Source organism: Bradyrhizobium forestalis (assembly GCF_002795245.1).
Classification (GTDB): domain Bacteria; phylum Pseudomonadota; class Alphaproteobacteria; order Rhizobiales; family Xanthobacteraceae; genus Bradyrhizobium; species Bradyrhizobium forestalis.
This window is the reverse complement of the sequence record NZ_PGVG01000029.1, coordinates 42067-68247: the sequence shown is the minus strand read 5'-3', so window position 1 is coordinate 68247 and position 26181 is coordinate 42067. Positions and strand designations below refer to the sequence as shown.

Genomic DNA, 26181 nt, shown 5'->3' with positions numbered 1-26181 from the left:
TCCAACCCCATGGCGTTCGGTAGCCGCGCATCTCCGCGAAGCATCGCCCCGACGGAGCAAGCGGCTTCGTGGGAAGCGCCGCGGGCTGCGAAGGCGAAGCCTGACGGCACCGGGCCGGGACTGATCAAGGGATCGCTGACCGTCTCCGGCACGCTCGCCTTCCTGCGCGAGAATGGCCGGCGCATTCTGACGCTGGCCCTGGCGCTGTTCGCCCTCGGCGTCGTGGTTCTGATGGTCCTTCCGGTCCGCTACGCCGCGACGGCCCTGGTCGTGCTCGATCCCCGCGAGCTGCGCGTGACCTCGGATCAGGACGTGCTGCCCGGCATCGGCCAGGATGCCGCGGCGCTTCAGAGCCAGATCGAGATTGCCAAATCCGACGGCTTTCTCCGGCCCCTGATCGAGCAGCTCAAGATCGCGGACGACGAGGACGTCGCGGGCGGCTATACCGACATGACGCGCCTGCTCGAAAAATTCCGCAACCGCCTCGAGATCACCCGGCGCGGGCTCACCTACGTCATTGCGATTTCCTTCACCTCGAACCGCCCGGACCGGGCCGCTTACTACGCCAATGCGATCGCCGAGGCGTTCGTTGCCAGCCAGGGCCGCGTCCGCACCGAGGCGACCGACGAGGCGGCCGACTGGCTCAAGGACCGGCTGAAGACGCTGAGCGAGCGCCTGCGCGCGTCGGAAGACGCCGTCGCCGCCTTCCGGCTCGAGCACAACATCGTCAATGCCGGCAAGGAATCCACCACGCAGCAATTGCGGGTGACCGACCTCACCCAGCAGGTCTCCGCCGCGCGCGCGCGCACCGAGGAGGCCAAGGCGCGCTACGAGCAGGTGCAACGCGATCTCAAGGCGAATGTCGAAGGGCCGGTGAAGCAGGACCTCCTGAGCATGCTGCGCACGCAGCGCTCGGCTCTGAACGACCAGATCGCGCAGAAGAAGGCGGTGTATGGCGACCGCCATCCCGACCTCGCGATCTCCTACAGCCAGCTGGCGGATATCAACCGGCAGATCGAGATCGAGCGGAAGAAGAACATCGACACGGCCAAATCCGAATATGAGGCCCAGCTGGAGCAGCAGAACGCGCTGGAAAAGCAGCTCAAGGCGGTCGAGACCAAGATGCTGGTCGACGGCCAGGCGCTGGTGAAGCTGCAGGAGCTGCAGCGCGACGCCGATGCCAACAGGAACATCTACGAGCAGTTCCTGTCGCGGTTCAAGACCACCAGTGAGCAGCGTCAGCTGCAGGCGTCCCAGACCAAGATCGCCTCGATCGCCATTCCGCCACTGCGCTCGACGCGTCCGCCGCTCGCCTTGCTGCTCGCGGCACTGGCGATCGGCTCGCTGTTGATGTCGACCGCCGCCGTTGCGGCGACGACGAGCGTATCCGCCGACAAGCCCGGGTCCGTTCAGGCGCCTGCGTCTGTGGACGCGGAGGAGGCGTCCGGCCGGGAAGTCCAGCTTCCGGCCGGCGCAGCGCGCGGAGCCGAGGCGATGTCCGGCCTTCCCGTCTGGGCCCGCATCCCCGAGCTGGCGTCCGGAGCCGGGACCAACACGGTCTGGCAAAGACCGATCACGGCTGCTTCCGAGCTTGATCTCGGCACCCATCTGCGGCCGCTGCTCGAACGCATTGAGCGCGTGCCGGTGCGCGGCTGCAAGGTCGCGCTGGTGTTGTCGGTCGGCAAGAGCGCAGGCGGCAACACGGTTGCGCGCTCCCTCAATCGCGCCGCCGTGAATCGGGGCATGATGAGCGTGCTGATCCGGCTCCAGCCGGAATTCGCAGGCCATCAGTCGCCGGTGACCGAATGGCACGACGGCTCGACCACGGCGGGACTTCAGTCGATCGACGAGCTCCTGAGCGCCGGCCGAAAACCCGATGCAAGACCCGAGGACGATATTCGTTCGGAATTCGACCTGATCGTCGTGCACGCCAGCAATCTCGCCTTGCAGCCCGACGCCATCGCCCTGGCCGCGCACGCGGACCTGATCGTCCTGGTGGCGCGCGCCGGCGAGCTCGGTTCGTCCGCGATGCGCAGGGTGGCCGCGGCACTGTCGAAATATGCGGCCGTGCCGACCGGCCTCGTCGTCAATCACGTGCCCGCCGGTTCAATGGCGCCTCACGCCGAGGGGGGCGCATTGGGTCTTGCGGTTTGACGATGCCAGCATCGCGCCGCCGCCTGCTGGTCGCGGCGATGCTGCTGTCGGCTTCGGCGTCATGGTGGTGCTGCTCAACGGATTGTTTCAGGAAGAGGCCCTGTTCGCGCCGCTCGCGCTGGGCCTAATGCTCTCGCTCGCTGGCCTCGTCATTGGCAGCCATGTGAGAATGCAGACCGTCGCCAGCGAGGATGCCGAGCTTGCGCCGCTCACCGGCTACCGGACTGTGACGTAGCCCGGCGTCACCACGGCCGTTACGACCACGTTTACCAATCATCGCAAGCAAATCGTAGCGGCGGCTTGATATAGCGCCGGCGACAGGGTGAGAATCATGCCGCTGCTCCATGTCCCGACGATCTACGTGCTGATGCTGGCAGTCATGGTGCTGCTCGGCGCGCTGACGCTTTTCGCGTGGCTGCAAAATCGCGCGGTTCGCGCCCTTGCCTGGTGGGGTGGCGCCGTGCTGGTCATGGCAGCCGCGCTTGGCCTGCTCTGCCTGCGCGGCGTGATCCCGGACGTCTACTCGCTCGATCTCGCCTACGTCGTCCTGTTCACTGCCTGCGCTCTGATGCTGGAGGGGGCGCGCTGCTTCGAAGGCCGGCGGACGAGCCCGTTTCTCCTGCTCGCGGGCGCGGTGACGTGGATCGCGGCTTGTCAGATCCCGGCACTGTACGAGTCCGCCACGGCGCGTATGATCATCGTCTCGGCCGCCATCGGCTCTTATTCGCTCGGCTGCGCCTACGTGCTGTGGACCGGCCGCGCCGAGCCGCTGCTGTCGCGATGGCCGCTGATCGTGCTGACCGCGCTCGGCGGCGGCCTGTTTCTCGTGCGCATTCCGCTCGCCGTGGCGCATCCCCTCGCCGCGGCGCCGGTCACGAGCTTCGAGGCGCTGCAATCGTTCTGGTTCGCGATCGTAAGCACGTTCACCCTGCTCTTCTTCATCGCCATCAACTATCTGTTTCTTGCGCTCACCAAGGAGCGGAGCGAGCTCGCGCACAAGCGCGCGTCGATGACGGACGCGCTGACCGGTCTCGCCAATCGCCGCGCCTTCCTGGAGTTCGGCGAGCAGTGCCTGAAGGCACCTGCGGACGGGACGATCGCGTTCCTGCTGTTCGATCTCGACTTGTTCAAATCGATCAACGACACCCATGGGCATGCGATGGGCGACCGCGTGCTGCGCTTGTTCGCACAGACGCTGTCCGCCAATCTGCCGCGAGGCGGCGTTGCGGGCCGGCTCGGCGGCGAGGAGTTCGCCGCGATCCTCGAGGGGCCCGACCGGCAGGCGGCGAGCGCAGCCGCCGAGCGCGTCCGCGAGAGCTTCGCGGCGGCCGCGCGCGTCGTGGACGGTGTTGCGGTCGCAGCCACGGTCAGCGTCGGCCTCGCACATGCGGACAGCGAGCCCGTCGGCATCGAGGCGCTGTGCGAGCGCGCCGACAAGGCGCTCTACACGGCGAAGGCGCTCGGCCGCAACCGGGTCGAGAGCGCGGTGGACGAGCTCGTTCCGCTCGTGCCGGACGCGTCTTCAGGCCATCGGATGCCGTCCTCCGAACACGCGCGAGCCGCAACGAAGCGGGCGGCAGCCTGACCCTGAAATCTGCTTCGCACACAAGTGCGTCCAATCGCGCTGGAGTGTGCCGCATGGCCACGTGAAGCCCGACATTGGCTTTAAGTCGTCCCGATCATCGCATTGTCATGCTTCGGTCATCTCGGCTGCATCGTCCGTTGCTCTTTTCCCCGCGCGCCAGAGCCACTTCCGGTCTGATGAAATCGGAACGGAGCTCTGGATTGTCGTTTGGCGCGTTTTCTTGACGCGGGCCGGACGCCGCCTCGCTCGAAAACGCTCTGGGGAGAGCTGACATGCAACTGATCAAGACGATTTCGGCCGACCGCCGGCTGGTCCTCAAGGGCCTCGCGGCGGCAGCGGTGGCGCCGCTCGCGGTCCCGGCGATGGCGGCCGAGGGCCTTCCGGCGCAGCCGACCGGCTCAGTGGCCGCTGCCGCCACCGACAAGGCCTATTGGGCGGCTGTGAAGGGGCTCTATGCCGTCACGCCCGACGTCGTCAATTTGGAGAACGGCTATTGGGGCATCATGGCCGAGCCCGTGAGGCACGAGTTCATCCGCCAGTCCGACATGGTCAATTATCAGAACACTTATTACGCGCGGCTGCGTGCGGGTACGGATTTCGAGGCCGTGCGCGCCAAGGTGGCGGAGGCGGTCGGCGCGCTGCCCGAGGAGATCGCGCTCACCCGCGGCGCGACCGAAGCGCTGCAGCTCCTGATCGGCGGCTACAACAGGCTGAAGCCCGGCGACGGCGTGCTCTATGCCGATCTCGACTATGATTCGATGCAGTATGCAATGAACGCGCTGAAGGCGCGCCGCGGCGTCGACGTGGTGAAGTTTGACGTGCCGGAGCCCGCCACCCGCCAGGCCGTGCTCGACGCCTATGCCCGCGCCATCGAGGCGAACCCGAAGACGAGGCTTCTCCTCCTCACCCATGTCAGCCATCGCACCGGCTTCGTCATGCCGGTCGCCGAGATCGCCCGCATGGCGAAGACCAAGGGCGTCGACACCATCGTCGACGCCGCCCATTCCTGGGGGCAGATCGACTTCCGGGTGAGCGAGCTCGAGGCCGATTTCGTCGGATTCAATCTGCACAAATGGATCGGCGCGCCGCTCGGCGTCGGCTTCCTCTACATCAGGAAGGACCGCCTCGCGGCCATCGATCGCGACATGGGCGACGAGGATTTTCCGGAAAGCGACATCCGCTCGCGGGTGCATACCGGCACGGTCAATTTCGCGACGGTGCTGACGGTGCCCACCGCCGTGGCGCTGCATCAAGAGATCGGCGCGGCGGCGAAGCAGGCCCGCCTGCGCCATTTGCGCGACTATTGGGTGAGCCGCGTCCGTGGCTTCAAGGACATCGAGATCCTGACGCCGGACGAAGTCGGCTCGTATGGCGCGATCACGTCGTTCCGCCTCGCCGGCAAGACTGGCAAGGTCGACAACGAGGCGATCGTTGCGAAGCTCCGCGACAGCCACAAGGTCATGACGGTGCGCCGGGCCGGCGTCGCCAAAGGCCAGTGCATCCGTGTGACGCCGGCGCTCTTCACCGATGAGACCGACCTCGACCGCCTGGTCGAGGCGTTGGCCGTGATCACGGGCACGAAGACGGGGTGAAGCCGGGCAGCGGCCGCTCATGCGTCAATTGCGCTTGACTGATTGAATCAGGTCCCAGCGGTTGCCGCAGAGATCCTCGAAGACCGCCACCACGCCATAGGCCTCGTGCCGTGGCGCTCCGACGAATCGCACGCCGGCGGCGGTCATGCGCGCATGGTCGCGCTCGAAATCGTCCGTCTCCAGAAACAGGAAGACGCGCCCGCCGGTCTGGTCGCCGATGCGCGCCCTCTGCGCCGGACCGTCCGCCCGCGCCAGGAGCAGGCCAGAACCAAGTTGGCCTCGCGGCCGTACGATCACCCAGCGCTTGCCGCCACCGAGCGGCGTGTCCTCACTAAGCTCGAAATTCAGAGCACGCGTGAAGAAGGCGATCGCTTCATCATAATCCGCGACCACGAGACTGACGAGGGACAGATGCTGATTCATCGCGCGGCCCTGCGAATGGTGGCAATCATAGCGGCCAAGGCGCAATATGATTTGCAGGGTAAGGCGTTTCATCCGCGTTTCGGCAGCGGAGCGCCTCAGATCATGCCTTGCCGCACGAGCTGTTGCTCTGATGCAAGCTGGCGACGTCGGCTCGGCCCTGGCCTTCCGTCACCTGAACCAACGTGATTGCACCGGGCGTGATGATTCCCATCTGCGGCTGGGCGGAGAGGTAGGTGGTGCTGCCGGCGCGCAGATCGAGGCTGACCTTCTCGCTTCCCTGCCCGAACAGATTGCTGCTCAGCGGAAGATTGTTGACCGCAACCTCGTGGCGGCCCGGAGGCAGGTCGCAGGCCACGAAGCCGGCAGCCTGACTGCCTCCAACGGAGCGTCCATCGACCGAATAGCTTGGCTGGATAGCGAAACCCAGGGCCGATGAGCGATAGACCACCAGCCGCGCCGTATTTGCCTTCACGTTATCTGTCAGGGCCGTGCTGCCCATCGGCCCTGACGCACACCCCGCAAGCAAGAAACCCGCAACGAAGATCCCCGGACGCAAGCCCATTCCAACCCCCTGATTCAGTCCAACAGTCCCCAGGGGATCATTGGCGGGGGTGGTGCGCGAAGTCAACCGCGACTTCTGGTCGTGCCGCGCCAGCTCACGTCACCGCCACCCGAGCGCCGGAGCCACGTGGGTCAAAATCGCCTCGATCGCATGCGCGCAGTAATCGACGCCGAGCTGGTTCGGAATGGTCAGCAGCAACGTATCGGCCTCGGCGATGGCCTCGTCCTGCTTGAGCTGCTCGATCAGCACGTCAGGCTCCCCCGCATAGGAGCGGCCGAAGATGGCCCGGGTCTGCGGGTCGATGAAGCCGATCTGGTCCTCGCCGCCGCGCTCTCCGCCGAAATAGGCGCGGTCGCGATCGTTCATCAGCGCAAAGATACTGCGGCTGACGGACACGCGGGGCTCGCGGGCATGGCCGGCCTCTTTCCATGCCGCGCGATAGGCGCGAATTTGCGCGGCCTGCTGCACGTGAAAAGCCTCGCCGGTCTCGTCGTTCTTCAGCGTCGAGCTCTGCAGGTTCATGCCGAGCCTGGCCGCCCACACCGCCGTCGCATTCGAGCCGGCGCCCCACCAGATGCGGTCGCGCAGGCCCTGCGCATGCGGCTCGAGGCGCAAGAGCCCCGGCGGGTTCGGAAACATCGGCCGCGGATTGGGCTCCGCAAAGCCTTCGCCGCGCAAGAGGTCGAGGAAGACTTCGGCGTGGCGCCGGCCCATGTCGGCATCGCTCTGGCCCTCGGCCGGCTGATAACCAAAATAGCGCCAGCCGTCGATCACCTGCTCGGGCGAGCCGCGGCTAATGCCGAGCTGCAGCCGGCCGCCGGCGATGAGGTCGGCGCTGCCGGCGTCCTCCACCATGTAGAGCGGGTTCTCGTAGCGCATGTCGATCACGGCGGTGCCGATCTCGATCGTGCTGGTCTTGGCGCCGACCGCCGCGAGCAGCGGAAAGGGCGAAGCGAGCTGCCGCGCGAAATGATGCACGCGGAAATAGGCGCCGTCGGCGCCGAGCTGCTCGGCTGCCACCGCCAGCTCGATCGATTGCAGCAGCGTGTCGCGTGCGGTGCGGGTCTGCGATTGCGGCGAGGGCGTCCAGTGCCCGAAGGAAAGGAATCCGATCTTTTTCATGCGGGCAACATATGGATGATCGGAAGGGTTTGCGATACGTCGGCTGGAGGAAAGATGGCAGCACGGGGCGTGTGGCCGTAGGCGCCCCTTGAAAAAGCAGGCACGGACTTGGATTCCTCGCGGAGTCCTCAGATTTCGCAACCGGTCAAATTCAAGGCCTTGAGCAGGCCGCCGAACGCCTTGAGCCGACAGTGCTCGGTTTCGCTGGCGGCCTTTGCGCGCTGAACATTGGCGGTCCGTTTGACGACAATTGGCTTTGGTTTCGGCTTGGGAGGTTCGGCGGTGGCGACCGGCTTCGGTCTGTTTCGCTGACTGGCGATCGGCGCCGGCGCGGACAAACCGACATGGACGTCCTGCGCAGCAACGGCGTTTTCGACCGAAGCGGTCCCGGTCGGCATCGCGCTGCTCATAGCGGCAACCTCGAGGCGATCGGCCTTCGCCAACGCGTCATGTGAAGCAGAGATGCTTGCGCTCTGCTCGGCAAGCGGCCGGACGATCGCGGCGGCGCGACGCGGTGGCGCTGCCAGCTCCATGGCCGACAGCACTCCCACACTCAACAGGATGAGGAGGCCCAACAACGCCATTCTCAGCATAACGCGCCTCTGACCCAAGTTAGCGCGGCTGAAAATTCTCCGCGCCAATGAGGCAACTTGTCGGCGGCTGCCGACCCACGAGGAATCATTTGCCGACAGGGTTAACGTCGGTGATGCTCCCCGCGGACCGAAAATGCCGCCGCCCTCGTGGCTTCCGAGCGCAGACGGTACTTGGTCACGCAAACGGTCTGCCCCGAGCTGAACACCACGAGAGCCATCGTGCGCGAATATGGCCACGGTGCCTGCATGTGACCCATTCCGGACTCCGAACCGTTTCCATTACGGCTGGAACGGAGGTCCGGCGAGTCTTTATCCGGCACGCAACGAGCGCGAACATCGGCTTGGTCCTTTGCCCATTCAACCCTTCAGTCCGGGAGACCCGCCTTGCGCAAGCCTTCCGTGATACGCTGAAATTCGGCAAGGAAGACGACGTTATCGGACCACCCAGATCCATCCTGCAACCAAAGGGCAACGGTGTAATTGGGCCTAAGCCGACGGAGCTCGGCGACGGCAGCGTGAGCTTCGTGCTCATGTCCCGTCAATGCGTTGGCGGCGGCGAGATCTGCGTAAGCAATCCAAAAGGGGTTCACCGCGATGGAGCGGCTGCACCAATCGATTGCCTCATCGTAGTGCGCGAGATGGCTGTGCGCATGGCAGACGTAGAAGTACCAAGTGCTCAGGAGCGGATCGCGAGGGCTGAGCTGGATGGCCATTTGGAGCGGTGCAAATGCTTCCGCGGAGCGGCCGACGCGTATCTTGGCAGCTCCAAGCGCGCCATGAGCCGGGGCGAGACTTGGATTAATCGCGATTGCCGTCATATATTCGCCAACCGCAGCCTCGACGTCTCTACCCTTCGAGCGCTGGATCTCGCCCTTTACAAAATGGGCCATTGCGTCGCTGGGAAACTGTGACAGAACCTGGCCTACCGCATTCTCGGCGCGCCGCAGCGCATCTGCGGGCGTATCGGTCCAACGATAGTTGACGTCCATAGCCAGAGTATCTGCCAAGCCCACGAGCGCCTTCGGGTAGCCGGGGTCGATCTGGAGCGCGCGCTCGAAGAAGGCGCGAGACCGGGCCAACTGCTCGCGCGAATACGGTCGGTTGAGCACGGCCCATCCGCGCATCGCGAGATCGACTGCGTCGGGGCTGTTGGGCCGCGCGACCTCGGCGTCGCGGCTTTCTTGGTTCGTCAGTTCGAGATCAAGCCGTCGCGCCAGTCGGCCTGTGATGACGTCTTGAAGTTGCATCGATTTGGACCAGTCACCGTCGAAGCGCTCCGACCAGATCTCTGCGCCGGTCCGCGCATCGATCAACCGGGCATTGATCCGGACAATTGACTCCGTCCTGCGCAGGCTACCGTCGAGGATATAGCGCACGCCAAGTTCACGGCCGACGCGCCTGGCGTCAACGTTCTTATAGGCACGCGCCGTGCTCGGCGCGATCACAAAGCTGTCCTCGATGCGTGAGAGATCAGCGCTTAGATCGCCAGCAACACCTTCCGCAAAGTATTCCTGCTCGGATTCGTTGCTCAAATTCGTGAATGGCAGCACGACGATCGATAGGCGATGGTTCAACAACTGCGGTTCGCCCCACCGGATGTACCAAAAACCCAGACCGCCGCCGGCCACGAGCAGGAGGAACGCCATCGTCAGGCCAACCCGAGCTCGCCGCAGACCACGCCCGGTCCACTGACCAAATGGGAAGCCACCAGCTATATTCAGGAACGACACGGCCGGCGGCGGGGCGGAGAGCTGCGGAGCATAGGCTCGGACTGGAAGAGCGATGTTCTTGAGATTCTGCTCGCCCAAATCGGCGAACCCAACCCCGACCTTGCCTCGGACTTGATCGTGGGCGGCGGAAGATATGCAGATGCCGCCGGGCTTCGCGATGCCCTCAAGCCGTGCCGCAATATTCACGCCGTCGCCAAAGATGTCGTTCGGCTCGACAATGACATCGCCGATGTTGATTCCAACGCGGAAGGCAATGCGCTTGGCTTCTGCATCATCAATTGTAAGTTCCTTTACGCGATTCTGGAATTGTATAGCGGCTCGAACCGCTTCGACGGCGCTCGGAAACTCGGCCAGGAAGCCGTCGCCGGTGTTCTTGACGATACGGCCATCATGTTCGGCAATTGCCGGGGCGATCGCTTCCGTTAGAAGCGCAGTCAATTTGGCGTGCGTAGCCTCTTCGTCATTGTGCATGAGCCGCGAATAGCCGGCCACATCTGCGGCCAATATGGCCGATAACCTGCGCTCGACCCGGGCTGCTCGCTCCTGCACCATGGTCCGCACTCCAACCCGGCCTATTTGTACGATGGATCACACGACAGGGCCACCGTGCGATGTCCATCCAAATGCTGCTGCCGGTCACTGCCGCGTAGATGAAGCGTCAGCCGCGCTGACCGACTGTTTGCCGATTCGCAGGGGGCGAGCCGGCCATGCCAGGTTTTGAAGGCATATCGGACGCCGCCTAATTCGAGGCCTCAGAGATCATGTCCGCACGCCTGGCGCATCCGGCTTTGGCATGAACGCCCGGCCGTGTTGACGAAGCCTGACGCCTCACGCGTAAGCCACCCAGCCGCGGAAGGTGAATCCGGTGTAGAACAGGGTTGGGTCGGAGAAGCCAGCTTCGCGCAGAACCGCCTCATCCTGTGTGGGCGCGAGAATGTCCAGATGGTTGGTGACGGCGTCCCGCGCGGCCGATGCCTTGTCGGGCTCGACGCCCGATGCGGCCAGGAACGCGGAATACCGCGACAGCCATAACGGACGTTCGTCCTCGCCATTGGGCGCGCTCAGATGGGCGACCACGAAGGGGGCGCCTGGCTTGAGGCGGCGGCGGACCTCCGAGGCGATGCGACGTCGTTCGGCGGCATCGACGAAGTGCAGGGTCAACAGGCAGGTGGCCCCGTCGAACGGCCCTTCCGGCGCATCGTCGATATAGCCCTGGTGCAGACATGCGCGCGGCGCGAGCGGTCCCAGGGTTTGCCTCGCGAGCGTCAGCATCGCCGCGGACGGGTCGACGCCGTCGAAGCTCCAGGCGGGATGCGCCTGCGCAAACGTCTTCAACTCCAGGCCGCCGCCGGCGCCGAGCACGAGGATCCGCGCATCGTCGCGCGCGCGCTCGGCCAGGAGAATTGCCGCCATCGACAGCATCGCATTGTAACCGGGAACGAACCGCGGCGGTCCCTCGGTGTAATTCGCCACCGCCTGCGGATCGGAGAACATGTCTTGAAGATTGGCCATGACATCGTCCTTGCTGAAGCGGCATCACGCGCCATGTGCGCGCATGCCTTGAAGCTTGCGGGAGCCGAGCCGCTCGCGAAGATCGTCGCCCAGCATTTTCAACGTCACCTCACCGAGGCGCGACAGCAGCACCGCCTCCGCATCGTGAAAGGCCTGGTCGAGCGCGGCATTCACCGCCTGCTCGACGAGGCAGCCCGGCGCCTCGGTCCGGTTGCCCATGGCGAGCAGCGCGGGACTGCCGAGCGCGACGTAGACGTGGCGCAGCGTCACCTTCGACAAGTCGCATGCGAGCGTCCAGCCGCCGCCATGCCCCTTCTCGGAGCGGACGTAACCAAGCTCGCGCAGGCCCGCCATGATGCGCCGGATCACCACCGGGTTGGTGTCCATGGCTTTGGCCAGCGTCTCGGACGTGAACGGCCCTGGCTGCTGCGCCATGTGCAGCAGAATGTGCAGCACGCCGGAAAGTCGGGAATCGCGTTTCATGTAACTTTGTATGTTACATATCTGGCGAAAAGGTCAACCGGCCTGAGCGCGTCGATCGCGCGCATGGCGGTGAATCTGTGCCGGAGCAGTCATCCCGACACCATATTCTCACCTATAGTTGTGCAAGTTCTTTACGCCGGAGCAGTTCGATCCGTCTTTGTGTCGTCCCCTCGAACCGAAGCAAGTTTTGATCGCGAAGCGTCGATAAAGCGCGCGAAACAGTCTCCAACGTAAGCCCGAGATAATCCGCAATGTCGCGACGGCTCATGGGGAGGGCCATGAGTTGAGGCTGTCCCAGCCGCGCGTCCATTTCAACGAGGAACGTGGCAACTCTTTCCAACGCAGTCTTTCGTCCCAGCAGGAGCATATGGTCTTCGGCGTGCTGGAGGTTCTGCGTGACCAGTCTCAGAAGGCTCCTTGTGCCGCCCGTCCGGCTCTCGGTTGCCTCGATGATGCTGCCTCGTCTCATGATACGAACGCTGGTTTCGATGATGGCTTCGGCTGTAAAGCGGTGACTGCTGCCATTCTCGAATCCGAACATGTCGCCCGGCAGATGAAACGCATTGATCTGGCGACGGCCGTCTGCGAGCAGCTTGTGGGTCCGGACTGCTCCCGCGGTGATCTGATAGACGTATTCAGCGTCTTCGTCCTCACCGAAAATCTCGGTCCCTCTGCGATATCTATGTTCACTGCAAAGCACCCGCTCACCAGCAAGAGCGGCGAGGTGTCCGTCGACGGGCCGTCGATGCGTGTTGATATTCACCAGCATAGCCGCCTCCCTGATCACTTGACGCAAGTTAAGTAGACGGAGGGCCACGCCGGTTTGATCGAGCGCAAATTCAGCTCAACCCTACGTGCTTGCCTGTAGGAATTGCCACGCGCAGGGTTGACGGAAGACCGTCGGAGCGGACGTAACCAAGCTCGCGCAGGCCCGCCACGACGCGCCGGAACACCCCGCGATTTGGATACGGCTCATCACCGTGACGATCCCAGATCGGGCATCGTCCGCCGATGCCAAAGCCTCGACGGGGCCAAGGAAGGCCAAGGAACGGTTCAAAGTGGCGTGGGGCAACTTCAAACGGAAGCGCGGGCCTGAGAAGCTGGAAAAAGCGGATGCCGAGATGGTGCTCGCGGATGGGGCGGGGCGGTTTCGGCGGCGATCAGTGCGCTCCGCTCCGCCTCGAGCACGCGGGCGCGAAGACGTTCCAGTTCGGACAACAGAGACGTGAGCTGCTCCAGGCGCTCATGCAGCAGCGCAGCGGCGTCAACCGCTAGACCATGATGTTCACGCATGTCGTGTAACCCCCAACCAAGCCCTTGAACGAGCCTGGATCATGGCCCGCCATTGGACCAATCGGGAAAATGATGCAGTCGCGACTGAAATCCGCCGACGCTGTTCCGGCATCTACATATGTGAATCGTATATTGCTCTAGCCGAAAGTTAATTCGGCGGAGACTGCGCCAGGCGCGGCGCGAAGGTGCGGCCGAAGTGTCCGGGGCGTGAGCGCCGTCCCACGGCGCGGCGCAGTTCGCAGAGGCGTCACTCTCGCTTGGACCGGGTTCTAAGGGGCACCACCTTGTCCGGCCCATTGGCGTCTGAACTCGCGCTCTGCTGCTTGATCACTAGTTCGAGCTCAAGAGCTTCAATCGCGAGTTCCTCCGCCAAGCGTCCGAACAGGTCTCGCTTTCCCGCGTCACTCGCCCGTCTGCTCATGAGGGCGAGATCTGCAGCATCGGCGCGGAGCTTCTCTAACCTTTCCCTGAGGTCCTTCATGGCATTTGGCTCAGGTTCCTAACCACCTCGCGTCCCGCGCGGGTCGTGTACAGTACAACGACAAGAACGCGCCACAGGTTCTCCAATTCAGAACGTTGAGAGGTGGCCGATGCTATACTCTTCATGGGGAAAAAGAGGCAACCAGAACTGAACCGGCGCCGTTCCAGGAGAGCCGATCTCGACCAAGAAGGTCACGGCCACGATTGCGCCGGCGGGCAACACAGGAGGGGCCATGGCGCCTCGCACATTGCGCAGCCCCGAAGCTCAATAGGCCACCTCGCGAAGCCCGGAATGTTTCAGGTCCGAGCGCGTCAGGCAATGAGACCTATCGCATGTCGATTTCCTTGATCGCCAAAGCTGCGATTTCCGCCGGATCATGGATATCGGATTGTGCAATCTCGATGACCTTTCTCGCAACGACGTCCGCAAGCGGGTCGTGGTCGTCGCGATCCTCGATGCAAAGCGTATGGAGCGCGCGCTTGTAGGCTGCCGTGATGCGGCCGACCATTTCCGGGTCCAAATCGGCGGTTTGCAAACGTAGGAAGGTAGACATTTCTTGCCTCCTAAGCCCACGAAGTACCAAGTGATAGGATACCACGGGAACTCGGTCGGGCCGCAGAAATCAGGTGCGCTTGGCCGCCCGCCGGGCAGCAAAAAGAACAGCCTCGTCGGAGCAACCCAAGGCACAACCCAAGGCACAACCCAAGGCCCTTGCGCGTTAAAGGCGGAGGAAAGCTGCGTGCACATCCAGAACGGTCGCAGCCATGGCGGACAGCCCACCAACCCGCGCCCATGGTTCACCCCCCGATATAGCGCCGGGGTATCGCCGGGCAATCTGCGACGAGATCGGTCAGCAGCTTCGCGGGACCCTTGCGGACGATCTCACCCCGCTACCATCGCGGCTGGAAGGCATGGTGGAGCGGCTGACCGAATTGGACGCCGACGCACCGTCGACCCCGCCGGATGGCCGGGACGATGCGCCATCCCGGCCACTCTGGAAATTTGTGTCGGCCCTTTGGCGGGTCCTCCGAAACGGGCCTCTAGGCCTCGGTGGAAGACGAGGCGCGCGAGGTCAGCAACGGGCCAAGCAGCATTGAAACGATCCGGCAATGCGTAGCCGCGTTACTTCGGTGAGCGCTATCGCGCCAATTCCAACAGCCTGCGACAGTCCGCCGGCAATCGCCTTTCGTTGAGATTGGTCACGCAGAGCAATAGTCCCTGCTGCCGGGGAGCTTGCATGCACCACACCGACATCGGACGCGGCGCGAGGCCAAACTCTCGCGCACGTGAAGCGATATCTACGTCTGACGCGGATTTGGGGAGGGAGATAACCACCGCAAGACCGGCGGTCGCCCGCACTTTTATCGAGTCTGGCGCCATTTCTCCCAAGTAACGAAGCAAGGTCTCTCGTCGGGCGGCATAAAGCCGCTTCATTCGGCGCAAATGGCGAAGATAGTGACCCTCCCTCAGGAATTCCGCCACAGCGAGCTGCATGCCCGCAGCCGGCGCCGGCGCCAGGGAAGCAGCCAGCTCAGCGAACCGACGACTCAGTTCCGGCGGCACGATCATGAAACCCAGGCGCAGCGAAGGGCTAATGGTCTTGCTGAAGCTGCCTATGTGGAGCACCCGTCCTCCATGATCGAGAGATGCAAGGGCGGGAGCCGCCCGTCCTTTCAGTTGCAGTTCGCTCAGGTAATCGTCCTCGATGATCCAGGCGTCGCTTCGCCGAGCCCAGTCGAGCAGTGCAAGACGCCGTGACAGCGACATCGTCATCCCGAGCGGCGCCTGTTGGCCCGGTGTCACAACTGCCAATTTCGCTCCGGCAGCGGTCTGGATACCAGCGGCAACATTTAATCCCTCTGCATCGACTGGGACAGCCGTCACAGCCATGCCGGCCAGGCCGAGTGCGGTGCGAGTAAGTGGGAAGCCTGGATCCTCGATCCAAGCTCCCATGCTTCCAAGTTGAAGTCCTCGGATCGCCAGACCGAGCGCACCGGAGAATCCACCCGTTATGAGGACCTGAGAGGGATTGCACCTGATGCCGCGAGCCAGCCCCAAATAAGCCGCGACCTCCTTTCGCAGCTCCGGATCGCCGCGCGGATCTGGATACGTCACCGGCGCTGCCGCGGCGCGCCTGGTCTCACGAGTGAGGATGCGCGACCACAGCTTGAACGGGAAGGCATCTTGAGCGGGTACGCCCATCTGAAAAACCAGCGGCGCGTTTCCGAACTCGTAGAAGAGGTCTGGGAGAGGCGCAGCGTCAGGCGACCAGTCGGCCATTGGGGATCGGGACGGCCGCTCGGCCACGCGCGTTCCTGCCGGCCCGAGACCGATCGCGAATTGCTCCGCGATGAGACGCTCGTAAGCCACACGCACGGTGCCGCGGGAGACGCCGAGTTGAGCGGCCAGATCCTGCCAAGAGGGCAACCGCGCGCCAGAGGCGAGCCGTCCGTCCTCGATGCCTTCGCGGATCGCCGAATAAATCTGGGCAGCCAGCGGAGTCGTTCTCGCACGATCGAGTCGGATGGGGAGGACAGCCATCGCGCGATGGTACAGCCGAAATCATCAATCTTGGTACTGTTTTATGACCAGGCGGAAGGCATCTATTGGGTGACACCAGCGACCAGAGCGATCTCTATCCCTCAGCTTGAGTGGGAGCCGGGTCGGCCGAGGAGAAAATTATCATGAAGGCAATTGTTGTGACGGACCGGGCGGCAGGAACCGCCGGGATGAAGCTGGTGGAGCGGCCAGAGCCGCGGGCAGCGATAAACGACGTCATCGTTCGGGTTCATGCGTCGGGATTCGTCCCGACTGAGCTGTCGTGGCCCTCGACCTGGACCGATCGCCTCGACCGTGACCGGACACCATCGATCCCCGGCCATGAGCTTGCCGGAGTGGTCACCGCTCTCGGCTACGGCACGACAGGGCTGTCGGTGGGACAGCGAGTGTTCGGCCTCGCCGACTGGTATCGCGACGGCTCCCTGGCGGAGTATGTAACCATGGAGGCCCGCAACCTTGCGCCGCTCCCGGGCGACGTCGACTTCACGGTGGGTGCGAGCCTGCCGATCTCGGGCCTCACCGCCTGGCAGGGACTGTTCCAGCATGGTCGCCTTCAGGCGGGGCAGAGCGTACTCGTGCACGGCGCGGCCGGCGCAGTCGGTTCGATGGTGACGCAGCTCGCACGAGAGTTCAGCGCCCACGTCATCGGCACCGGACGCGCCGCCGACCGTCAGACGGTGCTCGACTTCGGTGCGAAGGAGTTCGTCGACCTCGACAACGACGCCCTGGAAGGCGTCGGCAGAGTCGATCTGGTTTTCGATGGCATCGGCGGCGACATTGGGAAGCGGTCCGCACGTCTTGTTCGAGCCGGAGGAACGTTGGTGTCCATCGTCGGGCCGGTCGAGGCGCGGCTCGACGGCGGCCTCGCGGTCGACTTCGTCGTCGAGCCCGATCGTGCCCAACTGAGTGAGATCGTCCAGCGGGTGCGGGACGGACGACTGCGAACGAACATCGATAACGTCTCGACCCTCGACGATGCCATCGCCGCCTTAAACCCGACCAAGCGACGCAAGGGGAAGACGATCATCCGCGTTAGCGCCTGAGCGACGCAAACCCGTTGACGCACGCGACCGGCCGGCGCGCGCCGCATTCGGCGAAAACATGCCTCTACTTCAACTATCCCTTCCCACAGGAATCCCCATGACCGACGGAATCACCTCGACCGACGGAATCACGATGACCAACGCCGTCATCGAATGCATCCTGAGCCGCAGCGCTGCCAAGTACTACGACGCTGCTGCGACCTTGAGCGACGACCAAATTGGCGAGCTGGTGCGAATCGGCACCACGGCGCCGACATCCTTCCACTTGCAGAACTGGCGCTTCATCGCCGTACGCACGGCCGAAGCCAAGGCTCGGCTGCATCCGATCGCCTGGCATCAGCCGGCGATCACCGAAGCAGCCGTTACCTTCATCGTCTGCGGCCAGTTGGCCGATTCCAGCGTAATACCGGCGCGCCTGGCACCGCTGGTGGAAGCGGGCATCATGCCGGCAAAGATGGTGCCGGATTGGGAAATCCCCGCGCGCGACCTTTATATGGCGTATCCGCAGCGCCAGCGCGATGAGGCGGTCCGCTCCGGCACCTTCGGCGCGGCGGCGATGATCTACGCGGCCGTCTCGTTGGGCCTGGGTTCGACTCCGATGATCGGTTTCGATGCCGAAGCAGTGGCCCGCGAGTTCGCACTGGCCGCGGACGAAGTGCCGGTCATGCTGTTATCCGTGGGAGCGGTGCGTTCGGGAAACGCGCCTCAGAAGCCGCGCCGTCCGGTGGCTGATGTGCTGGAATTCGCATAGTTGCGAAGACTGGTCTTGACAGGGCGGCCGCCAGGCGGCGCGGGTTCGGGCTGCTGGCCAATGAACTCGCGAGCCACGAGTGCTCAACCTCATCTGAGGGATCAGACCGTGAGCAGCGCGTCCATGATCCTGACCGACCGCACGTTGACGCTCTCCATTGTGCTACAGCCAAGCGACCGCCCATCGGAGCGGATGTCCGCTTAGGGTCTTGGTTGTGTGCAAACTTTTTACACAGCCAGGGCCAGAAGCTGACATCGACCACCGCGTCTGCAGCGGTCAAAGGGATCGGTGATGCGAAGTCGGGACTGCGCTCAACGGCACGTTGCGTGATGTCCGTTCTTGCTCGAACGTAGCGCATCCCAACCAGGCCTCCTTTGCAATGCGAATGCTGAGGAAGGAACTTCCCAAGCCCTTGGGATATCCCTGTTATGCACACTCCTCACATATACGTTCGTTTGTATTGACAATCTTAAAAAAAGTTTGGGCGAGAGTCGCAAACCGAACCGACATTCCCGCTTCTCTTTAACAAAGTCGTATTGGGTCGGGGCTAAATCACGGCTCATCCAAAATCTGATCGAACACAGAGCGTGAGCTCTCGTGACGCAAGCGAGCGTCGCGAGGAATGCTTTCGCTTGAGAAAGGGAATGTTGCGTGAGTGAAAGCGAAATGAAATTGACGCCGAACGGAACGAATGTTTTCGGGATGCCATGGTTGGATTTCTCGAAGGTTGCCTTGCCTGGCGTGGGGCGCGAGCTTACCGAGCGAGGCCTCGCCCGCGCACGGGAAGGTTGCGAGAAGATCAAGGCCGCATCGGAAGAGATGACGGAGGCCCTGCGCGAGACCTATTCGAGCAATGCGAGATGCACGACCGACTACGGGCTCAAGGTGTTCGAAATCTCAAACGCCAATGTCGCTTCTGCGCTCGATTTCTTCGTCCATCTGTTCGGCAGCAAGTCAGCGACCGACGTCTATACCTTATCGGCGGCGCAAGCGCGCAAGGCGTTCGACACCGCCTCCGACCAGAACAAGGAATTGTGGGCGCTTGCCCAGAAGCTCGCGACGGAAACGGGTGAGCCGATCAGGAAGCACTTCACCAGGGTTCTCCACCAAGGCGGCGGCTAAAAAAGCGCGCTCAATTTCACATCCAGATTCGTTTGAGGAGGGACCCGGCCGGTTGGAGCAAGCCGAACTGAGCGAGCACGCCCACTGCCCCATGCTCGATCAACAAGGTGCGCGATGCCCCCAACCCCGCACCGACAAGAGGCGTATTCCAACCGGCCGGTGCTTTTCTGCAAAATACAACAAAGACAAATCGCAAGGGAGGGCAACATGGGAATGGTTATGGTCAAATGTCCGCAAACCGGACACGCGATTCCCACCGGTATCCAGACTGATCGCGAGAGCTTTGGACGCCGCGCGGTGTTTTTCTCGCGCACCCGTTGTCCGATCTGCCGCACCGATCACGCGTGGTTTGCGCGGGAAGCCTGGGTCGACGAGCCGGGCATCCGGATCGCGCCGTCGTAGCGGCGGCTCCCGAAAGTACTGGCGATGGCTTTGTTGACCTTGTCTCGGTCCCGGCGGTCTTCAGACACAAGCTACATGACCGGCGAGACATCACCCGTGGTCGCAGAAGGGTCAACAGCGCCGTATTGAACGCCGATCAGGGCTTTCCGCTCAACCCCGATCAGCGGACAATGGCCGCGCCTTGGCAAACTTCGCCTGCGGGCCACAATCTGACATCCACAGCACAATGCCAGACTCAAGACGGCAAAGTCATGGACTTGTCGGCCATAGCATCCGATGCGCTTTTTGATTGAGATATCGTCACTGCCACGACCACTCACCCATGACGCCGATAAACCAGCCGGCATTGAAGGCGACAACAAGCATGAGGAGACAGGTCAATGAAGAGGGCTCGACGTCCTGAACACCTTGAGCACGCCAAATTGCGAGTAGTCCCAGCGCACAAATTCCCGAGCAAGGAGCAGGCCAGATCGCTGCGAACCGCCCTTGACGGGTCCGTGGCAGATGCCTGGCCCGGCGAGACGCCACCAAGGCAGTCAAGGCCAACACTATCAGACGGGCGGTGAGCAGGTACATTCGACGGGCGTCCTGGCGCAACCGCCACCTCGAAGGTTGCGAGCGAACCACTAGCGTGCAATGATTTCCTCAACCTTAAAGCGATAGGAAAAACTGTCGTTCGTCCGCCAACGTCGTTACACAATTCGTCTTCATTCATTCTCACGGCGTCAGCTGAGATGGCGCCATGACAGGTCAGAAAGTCAGAATCTCTCGCAGAACCGATGCGATGCGCACATGTCCTCCGGACGGTCCACCGGGGCGCTCGATTTGAAGGGCTCAACTCAGAGTGCGGCTCGTCAGTTCGGCCTCCGGCTTACGCTATCGTGTCGTCTCAGATAAGGCCGAAAGTGATCGCGATTGAGAAGAATACGACCAACCCGATCGCGACCAGCTTGAAGATGTAAGCAGCCTCGACATCGTGCCCAAGCCATTCGAAGTCTGGCCCCCATAGGGTGGTTGCAACGAACCCCAGAACCAAGGTCGTGATCAGCAGGATCACGTAGACAGTGTCCATCAATTGAGCCTTCACTCGCGGAGGCTGGAGTGTCTCACAAGCTGAGGCACATCTGCGTGCTGTTCGTGCTCGGATCCGTACAGCCAAAGGCCGTAGCCAACGGCAAAATGAAAGAGAGTGAATAGAAGGAGTGCTTCCAATACGTGTCCATCCAGAGGGGATTGCTCAACAACGCCCCACCCGACGATCATAAAGAAACACTTCGCGAATACGATGCAAGCGAGCGCACGCCAAAATTTGCGAGGAAGGAAAGTCAATTCGAACGACATCAGCACAAGACCGATGGCCGAAAGTACCTCTATCGCAAAGTTGATGATCTGGCCCGGGTCATATGACCCTAAATAGCGAAGGCTGAAACTCGCGAGCAAAACATTGACGAGCGCAAAAAGCTTCCAAGCGCCCATGTTGATCTCCCACCACCAGTGCCACTCTAGGTAGATGGCATGAGTGAATTTCTCGGTTACAAAGATGGCTTAAGTAGAATTACGGCAATAGCTCAAAATTTTGAAACGCGACTGTGGAACCAGCCATCGAACCGAACACTCAACGTCCGCAACGGGTCACAAGCTGCCCATCCCGCTGACATCGGCTAACATCCGCGTTGCCTCGGAAAGCCGACGCCGATGAGCACAGTGAACCAAGATAGGAAGCACTTTGAACCCGGCGCCGGCAAGGCAGAGCCGGCGGCGGTGTTTCGCAGACGTTGCTGGGCTGCCGGGTGAGCAGGCGATCAAGGACGCCATCTCCTGCAGCGCGTCGAACAGCAGAACAGCCTGCGCGCGGGACGCGGTGTGAAGCTCGAGGATGTTGATACGGAGCAGCGGACGGGGCTCGCCCTATCCTGGTTCTTCCGATGCTGCCATCATGCCCCTGTTTTGCCCGACGGTGCAACAGTTTCGTAAAATCAGCAAAATGCGCAGCGGTCTTTCGAAAAGATCATGCTCGATCAACGAGCCAAGGGGCGGTGAGGATCGGTCCGATCCCATCGCGCTCTAAGCCATTGATCTTGCTGCCCCCGTCTACTGTGCATGGGGTTGTTTTCGACATTTTTATTTTGGAGGCGCGAAAGCGCCACGCCGAGCCGGATCTGGTCCGGCTCTCGCCCGCTACTTCATCACCCGTAGGCCCTTGGTCGTGAACCGCTGCGTCTTGCCGCCGGGCCGCACCGGCCGCCGCGTGCCGGCGGCTTTGCCGGTGCCGGGCGGCTGGTGCGCGGGGACGAGCTGGTGCGGCTGCGAGCCGATCAGGTCGGCGCGGCCCATCTCCTTCAGCGCCTCGCGCAGCACCGGCCAGTTGTCGGGGTCGTGATAGCGCAGGAAGGCCTTGTGCAGGCGGCGCTGGCGCAGGCCCTTGATCGCCTCGACCGTGTCGCTGCCGCCGTGGCGCACGCCGCGCAAGGGGTTGACGCCGGTGTGGTACATCGCGGTCGCGGTCGCCATCGGCGAGGGCAGGAAGGTCTGCACCTGGTCGGCGCGATAGCGGTTCTTCTTGAGCCAGAGCGCGAGGTTCATCATGTCCTCGTCGGTCGTGCCCGGATGCGCCGCGATGAAATAGGGGATCAGGTAATATTTCTTGCCGGCCTGCTCGGCCGCAGCGTCGAACATCCGCTTGAAGCGGTCATAGGCGCCGATGCCCGGCTTCATCATCTTGTCGAGCGGGCCGCGCTCGGTATGCTCGGGCGCGATCTTGAGGTAACCGCCGACGTGATGGGTGACGAGCTCCTTGATGTATTCGGGGCTCTCGACCGCGAGATCGTAGCGCACGCCGGAGGCGACCATCACCTTCTTGATGCCTTTGGTCTCGCGCACCTTGCGATAGAGCCGGATCAGGTCGTCATGCGAGGTGTTGAGGTTCGGGCAGATCTCGGGGAAGACGCAGGACGGCCGCCGGCACGCCGCCTCGACCTTCGGGTCCTTGCACGCCATCCGGTACATGTTGGCGGTGGGGCCGCCGATGTCGGAGATCACGCCGGTGAAGCCCGGCGTCTTGTCGCGGATCTTCTCGATCTCGCGCAAAATAGAACCCTCGGAGCGGTTCTGGATGATGCGCCCCTCATGCTCGGTGATCGAGCAGAAGGTGCAGCCGCCAAAGCAGCCGCGCATGATCGTCACCGAGAATTTGATCATGTCCCAGGCGGGGATTCTGGCCTCGCCATAGGACGGGTGCGGGGCGCGCGCGTAAGGCAGATCGTAGACCGCGTCCATCTCCTCGCTGGTGAGCGGAATCGGCGGCGGGTTGAGCCAGAGATCGCGATCGCCATGGCGCTGCACCAGCGGCCGCGCATTGCCGGGATTGCTCTCCCGGTGCAGCACGCGTGAGGCGCGCGCATAAGCCTCGCGGTCCTGCTCGACCTGCTCCAGCGCCGGCAGCCGGATCACGGTCGCGCCCTTCTGGCGCGAGGCGCCCTCGTCGGCGGAATCGAGATCGTCGGCGTGCAGCTCGGTGTAATCCTGGGGTACCTTGCGGAACAGCGCGACACCCCTGATGTCGTCGAGCTCGCGCGGCGCTTCGCCGGCAGCGAGCCGCTGCGCCACCTCGACGACGGCGCGCTCGGCATTGCCGTAGAGCAGCAGGTCCGCCTTGGCGTCGGCCAGCACCGAGCGGCGCACCTTGTCGGACCAGTAATCGTAATGCGCGATCCGGCGCAGCGAGGCCTCGATGCCGCCGAGCACGATCGGGGTGTCCTTGAATGCCTCGCGGCAGCGCTGGGCGTAGACGATGGTGCAGCGGTCCGGCCGCTTGCCGCCTTCGCCGCCCGCCGTATAGGCGTCGTCATGGCGCAGGCGGCGATCCGCGGTGTAGCGGTTCACCATGGAGTCCATGTTGCCGCCGGTGACGCCGAAGAACACGCGCGGCTTGCCCAGCGCCTTGAACGGCTCGGCCGAGTGCCAGTCCGGCTGCGCGATGATGCCGACCCGAAAGCCTTGCGCCTCGAGCAGCCGGCCGATGATCGCCATGCCGAAGCTCGGATGGTCGACATAGGCATCCCCCGTCACCAGCACGATGTCGCAGGCATCCCAGCCGAGCACATTCATCTCGGCGCGGCTCATCGGCAGGAACGGCGCCGGCTTGCGCGGCTGCGCCCGGGCCATCAGCGGCTTTTCGGCGGTGATCATCTGGATGTCCATGGCGCCTACGCATAGGGCTCCGGCCGGGCGAATTCAACCGGTGGCCGGTGGCGTCACAATGCGGGTTCCGTCCTCGCGACCGCCCAGATCCGAGATCGGCCATTGGAACCAACGGCACCCGCGAACATTCTGTTGAGGGCTCGATGCGGGCCCGGGTCGCGCGTGCCTGCATTTGGCGCTCGTGACGTCGCCTCTGGCGATGGGGGAATTGTGAGCACGGTCATAGAGAATTTGCTGTTGCGGAAGCAGAAGCTCGTGGAACAGCTGGAGACGGCGCCGTCGGTCGAGGATCGCGACCAGATCGAGCACCAGCTCGAACAGATCAACACCGCGCTGGATTTCCTGGACAGGCCGGGGCCGGAGGACGGGACGTAACGGCGCTCAGCCGACCTGCGCCTCTACTTTCAGCGCCTTGGCATAGACCACGCCCGAATTGGTGATGTGCGTCGTCATCAACTCTTCGAAGGCGGCGAACTCGCCGCGTGCGAACAAATCGAGCAGCTTGCGATGCTCGTCGAAGGAGGTGCGGGTGCGCACGTCGATCGGCGAGGTCAAATTGGTGCGGAGCGCGGCGACGCGGCCGGACACGAGCTGATAGGATTCGGCGAGATAGCGGTTGCCGCAATGGGTGAACAGCGCCTCGTGGAAGGCGGCATCGGCGCGGCCATAAGCAATGTTGTCCTTCGCTGCGACCGACGGCTCCATCGCCGCGATCGCTGCGCTCATTGTCGCGATCGCGCCGTCGCGATCGTGGCGGAAGGCGAGCTCGGCCGCCTTGGGCTCCAGCGCGATGCGGAAGGTGCAGAGCGCATTGATGTCGTCGGCGCTCGGCGTGAACACGAAGCTGCCGACCTGCGGCCGGATCACGACGAGGCCTTGCGCCTGCAACTGTCCCATCGCCTCGCGCACCGGCGTGCGGCTGACGCCGAAGGAGCTGGCCACCATCTCCTCGGAGATGGCGGCGCCCAGTGCGAACTCGCCCTCGATGATGGCCTGGCGCAGCCGCTGCATCACGCGCTGCGCCAGCGATTTCGGCGGATCGAGCTTGAGCGATCGCATGGTGCTCTCAGATCACCTTGCCGGGATTGAGCAGGTGATCGGGATCGAGCGCAGCCTTCAGCGTCCGCATCAGCGCGATCTCGGCCTCGCTCCTGGCATGGCCCAGCCACTGCTTCTTCAACGTGCCGATGCCGTGCTCGGCGGAGACGCTGCCGCCCATCTCGCGCACGAGACCGTAGATGATCGCATCCATCTCCTCCTTCGGCTGCTGCGCGACGGAGAGGCCGGTGACCCAGGAGACGAGATGCAGATTGCCGTCGCCGATATGGCCGTAATAGACGCTCTCGCAGCCCTTGATGCCGTCCGCGAGCGCGGCCTTGCAGCGCGCGACGAACTCGTCCATGCGCTTGACCGCAAGGCCGATGTCGTAGGAGATGTGCGGCCCCAGCACCTGGCCGAACTCGGCGCAGATGTCGCGCACGCGCCAGAAGGCTTGCGTCTGCGCCAGCGATTGCGCGACAGCGGCGTCGGCGAGCAGCCCGCGCTCCATCAGCTCTTCGAGCCAGCTCTGGAAGCGCGGCGCATCGATACTCTCGTCGGTGCCCTGCGCCTCCACCAGCACGTAAAGGCCGTGACCTGCGGCGACCGGCGGCTTCACCCCGGCGCGAATCGTGATGACGTCCCAATAGTCCGGCCACATCACCTCAAACGCCGACAGCAGCGGGCCGAGCCCGCTGCGTGCCGCGCCGAGCAGCGCGATCACCGCGGCATAGTCCTTCAGCGCACAGAGCGCAGCCATGGTCGAGCGCGGTTTCGGAAACAGCTTCAGCACCACGCGGGTGATGATGCCGAGCGTGCCTTCCGAGCCGATGAAGAGGTGCTTCAGATCGTAGCCGGCGTTGTTCTTCATCAGCTTGTTGAGGCTGGTGATGATGGTGCCGTCGGGCAGCACCACTTCGAGGCCGAGCACCAGCTCGCGCGTCATGCCGTAGCGGATCACGCGGTTGCCGCCGGCATTGGTCGAGAGATTGCCGCCGATCGCACAGGAGCCGCGCGAGCCGAGATCGAGCGGAAAGAAGAAGCCGGCTTCGTCGGCGGCCTTCTGGATCGTCTCCAGCGGCGTGCCCGCCTTCACCGTCATCGTCGCGGAGGCGCGATCGATCTCCTCGATGCCGGTCATGCGCTCCAGCGAGATCGCGACCCAGCCCGCTTCGGGCGAAGCGCCGCGGCACAGCCCGGTCAAGCCGCCCTGCGGCACGAAGGGCAGCCGTGCCTGCCGGCAGGTCGCAATCGCATCGGCCACGCCTTGCGCATCGAGCGGCCGGATCACCGCCAGCGGTGTCTGCGGCAGGCTCGCGCTCCAGTCGTTGCAATTGCGGGCGGGCACCTCGCCGCCTGTCAGCACCGCGGCCGCGCCGAGCTTGTCGCGCAACGCGCCGAGCACTTGGTCGGGGCCTTCAATGGGGGTCACCATGTTCATGCGAGACCTCCTCTGGATCGGCAGCGCCTCATGCGCGCCGTGAGGGTGGAAAGGGTTTGCGCGCGTCTTGTATGTAAGGTACAAGATCAAAAGTA

24 protein-coding genes are annotated in these 26181 nt (G+C 63.6%); 9 read left to right on the top strand and 15 right to left on the bottom strand.

Features of this window, described 5'->3' with window-relative positions; genetic code table 11:
• Positions 1–9: 9 nt before the first annotated feature.
• The 4 genes from CVM73_RS27955 (at position 10) to CVM73_RS27940 (ending at position 5331) form a co-directional block, all read left to right on the top strand.
• On the top strand, positions 10–2154 hold the full coding sequence (locus CVM73_RS27955; protein ID WP_100235016.1) for a GumC family protein: 2145 nt from the start codon (positions 10–12) through the stop codon (positions 2152–2154).
• Positions 2144–2389 carry a hypothetical protein gene (locus CVM73_RS27950; RefSeq protein ID WP_245452449.1) on the top strand — a complete coding sequence of 82 codons (246 nt, stop codon included), beginning with the start codon at positions 2144–2146 and terminating at the stop codon, positions 2387–2389. Before CVM73_RS27955 ends, CVM73_RS27950 begins: the two co-directional genes overlap by 11 nt.
• Before the next feature lie 96 nt (positions 2390–2485).
• Positions 2486–3739 carry a GGDEF domain-containing protein gene (locus tag CVM73_RS27945; RefSeq protein WP_100235015.1) on the top strand — a complete coding sequence of 418 codons (1254 nt, stop codon included), beginning with the start codon at positions 2486–2488 and terminating at the stop codon, positions 3737–3739.
• Between the two features lie 272 nt (positions 3740–4011).
• On the top strand, positions 4012–5331 hold the full coding sequence (locus CVM73_RS27940; protein WP_100235014.1) for an aminotransferase class V-fold PLP-dependent enzyme: 1320 nt from the start codon (positions 4012–4014) through the stop codon (positions 5329–5331).
• A gap of 24 nt (positions 5332–5355) precedes the next feature.
• Here CVM73_RS27940 and CVM73_RS27935 read toward each other — a convergent pair whose 3' ends face one another.
• The 10 genes from CVM73_RS27935 to pdxR form a co-directional block, all read right to left on the bottom strand.
• Positions 5356–5754, bottom strand: coding sequence for a VOC family protein (locus CVM73_RS27935; protein WP_100235013.1), 399 nt, complete (start codon positions 5752–5754; stop codon positions 5356–5358).
• Between the two features lie 100 nt (positions 5755–5854).
• On the bottom strand, positions 5855–6253 hold the full coding sequence (locus tag CVM73_RS27930) for a DUF2846 domain-containing protein (RefSeq protein WP_245452448.1): 399 nt from the start codon (positions 6251–6253) through the stop codon (positions 5855–5857).
• A 162-nt stretch (positions 6254–6415) separates the two neighbouring features.
• On the bottom strand, positions 6416–7438 hold the full coding sequence (locus CVM73_RS27925) for an LLM class flavin-dependent oxidoreductase (RefSeq protein WP_100235011.1): 1023 nt from the start codon (positions 7436–7438) through the stop codon (positions 6416–6418).
• A 128-nt stretch (positions 7439–7566) separates the two neighbouring features.
• A complete protein-coding gene (locus tag CVM73_RS27920; RefSeq protein ID WP_100235010.1) occupies positions 7567–8031 on the bottom strand; it encodes a hypothetical protein in 465 nt (154 codons plus the stop codon).
• 365 nt (positions 8032–8396) lie between these two features.
• A complete protein-coding gene (locus CVM73_RS27915; RefSeq protein ID WP_167407104.1) occupies positions 8397–10313 on the bottom strand; it encodes an adenylate/guanylate cyclase domain-containing protein in 1917 nt (638 codons plus the stop codon).
• 276 nt (positions 10314–10589) lie between these two features.
• Positions 10590–11273: a class I SAM-dependent methyltransferase gene (locus CVM73_RS27910; RefSeq protein ID WP_100235008.1), complete on the bottom strand. Its 684-nt coding sequence runs from the start codon at positions 11271–11273 to the stop codon at positions 10590–10592.
• A gap of 24 nt (positions 11274–11297) precedes the next feature.
• Entirely contained in the window at positions 11298–11756 is a 459-nt protein-coding gene (locus CVM73_RS27905) for an Rrf2 family transcriptional regulator (RefSeq protein WP_100235007.1), read from the bottom strand.
• Between the two features lie 112 nt (positions 11757–11868).
• Positions 11869–12525 (bottom strand): helix-turn-helix domain-containing protein, encoded by a 657-nt coding sequence (locus CVM73_RS27900; RefSeq protein WP_100235043.1) that lies wholly within the window; start codon positions 12523–12525, stop codon positions 11869–11871.
• Between the two features lie 1330 nt (positions 12526–13855).
• Entirely contained in the window at positions 13856–14083 is a 228-nt protein-coding gene (locus CVM73_RS27890; protein ID WP_100235005.1) for a hypothetical protein, read from the bottom strand.
• A 584-nt stretch (positions 14084–14667) separates the two neighbouring features.
• On the bottom strand, positions 14668–16071 hold the full coding sequence (gene pdxR, locus CVM73_RS27885) for a MocR-like pyridoxine biosynthesis transcription factor PdxR (protein ID WP_100235004.1): 1404 nt from the start codon (positions 16069–16071) through the stop codon (positions 14668–14670).
• Between the two features lie 143 nt (positions 16072–16214).
• On the opposite strand from pdxR, the gene CVM73_RS27880 reads away from it, so the two are divergent.
• The 4 genes from CVM73_RS27880 to CVM73_RS27865 all read left to right on the top strand — a co-directional run bounded on the left by CVM73_RS27880 (position 16215) and on the right by CVM73_RS27865 (position 19407).
• Complete coding sequence (locus CVM73_RS27880) at positions 16215–17132, top strand: NADP-dependent oxidoreductase (protein WP_100235042.1); 918 nt, start codon at positions 16215–16217, stop codon at positions 17130–17132.
• A 97-nt stretch (positions 17133–17229) separates the two neighbouring features.
• Complete coding sequence (locus tag CVM73_RS27875) at positions 17230–17883, top strand: nitroreductase family protein (protein ID WP_245452447.1); 654 nt, start codon at positions 17230–17232, stop codon at positions 17881–17883.
• 711 nt (positions 17884–18594) lie between these two features.
• Positions 18595–19005, top strand: coding sequence for a phasin family protein (locus tag CVM73_RS27870; protein ID WP_100235040.1), 411 nt, complete (start codon positions 18595–18597; stop codon positions 19003–19005).
• Between the two features lie 207 nt (positions 19006–19212).
• A complete protein-coding gene (locus CVM73_RS27865; protein WP_100235003.1) occupies positions 19213–19407 on the top strand; it encodes a hypothetical protein in 195 nt (64 codons plus the stop codon).
• Between the two features lie 889 nt (positions 19408–20296).
• On the opposite strand, the gene CVM73_RS27860 is transcribed toward CVM73_RS27865, so the two are convergent.
• The 3 genes from CVM73_RS27860 to CVM73_RS27850 form a co-directional block, all read right to left on the bottom strand.
• Positions 20297–20479 (bottom strand): hypothetical protein, encoded by a 183-nt coding sequence (locus CVM73_RS27860; protein WP_146006668.1) that lies wholly within the window; start codon positions 20477–20479, stop codon positions 20297–20299.
• Positions 20480–20490: 11 nt separating this feature from the next.
• Complete coding sequence (locus CVM73_RS27855) at positions 20491–20883, bottom strand: hypothetical protein (RefSeq protein WP_100235001.1); 393 nt, start codon at positions 20881–20883, stop codon at positions 20491–20493.
• A 702-nt stretch (positions 20884–21585) separates the two neighbouring features.
• Positions 21586–23607, bottom strand: coding sequence for a YgiQ family radical SAM protein (locus CVM73_RS27850; RefSeq protein WP_100235000.1), 2022 nt, complete (start codon positions 23605–23607; stop codon positions 21586–21588).
• A 210-nt stretch (positions 23608–23817) separates the two neighbouring features.
• On the opposite strand from CVM73_RS27850, the gene CVM73_RS40510 reads away from it, so the two are divergent.
• Positions 23818–23982 (top strand): hypothetical protein, encoded by a 165-nt coding sequence (locus tag CVM73_RS40510; protein WP_167407103.1) that lies wholly within the window; start codon positions 23818–23820, stop codon positions 23980–23982.
• 6 nt (positions 23983–23988) lie between these two features.
• Here the strand turns inward: CVM73_RS40510 and CVM73_RS27840 are convergent, their stop codons facing one another.
• Positions 23989–24666 (bottom strand): GntR family transcriptional regulator, encoded by a 678-nt coding sequence (locus tag CVM73_RS27840; RefSeq protein ID WP_100234998.1) that lies wholly within the window; start codon positions 24664–24666, stop codon positions 23989–23991.
• Between the two features lie 7 nt (positions 24667–24673).
• The gene (locus CVM73_RS27835; RefSeq protein WP_100234997.1) at positions 24674–26086 is read right to left on the bottom strand and encodes an FAD-binding oxidoreductase; all 1413 of its coding nucleotides are present in this window, start codon (positions 26084–26086) and stop codon (positions 24674–24676) included.
• Between the last annotated feature and the right edge of the window lie 95 nt (positions 26087–26181).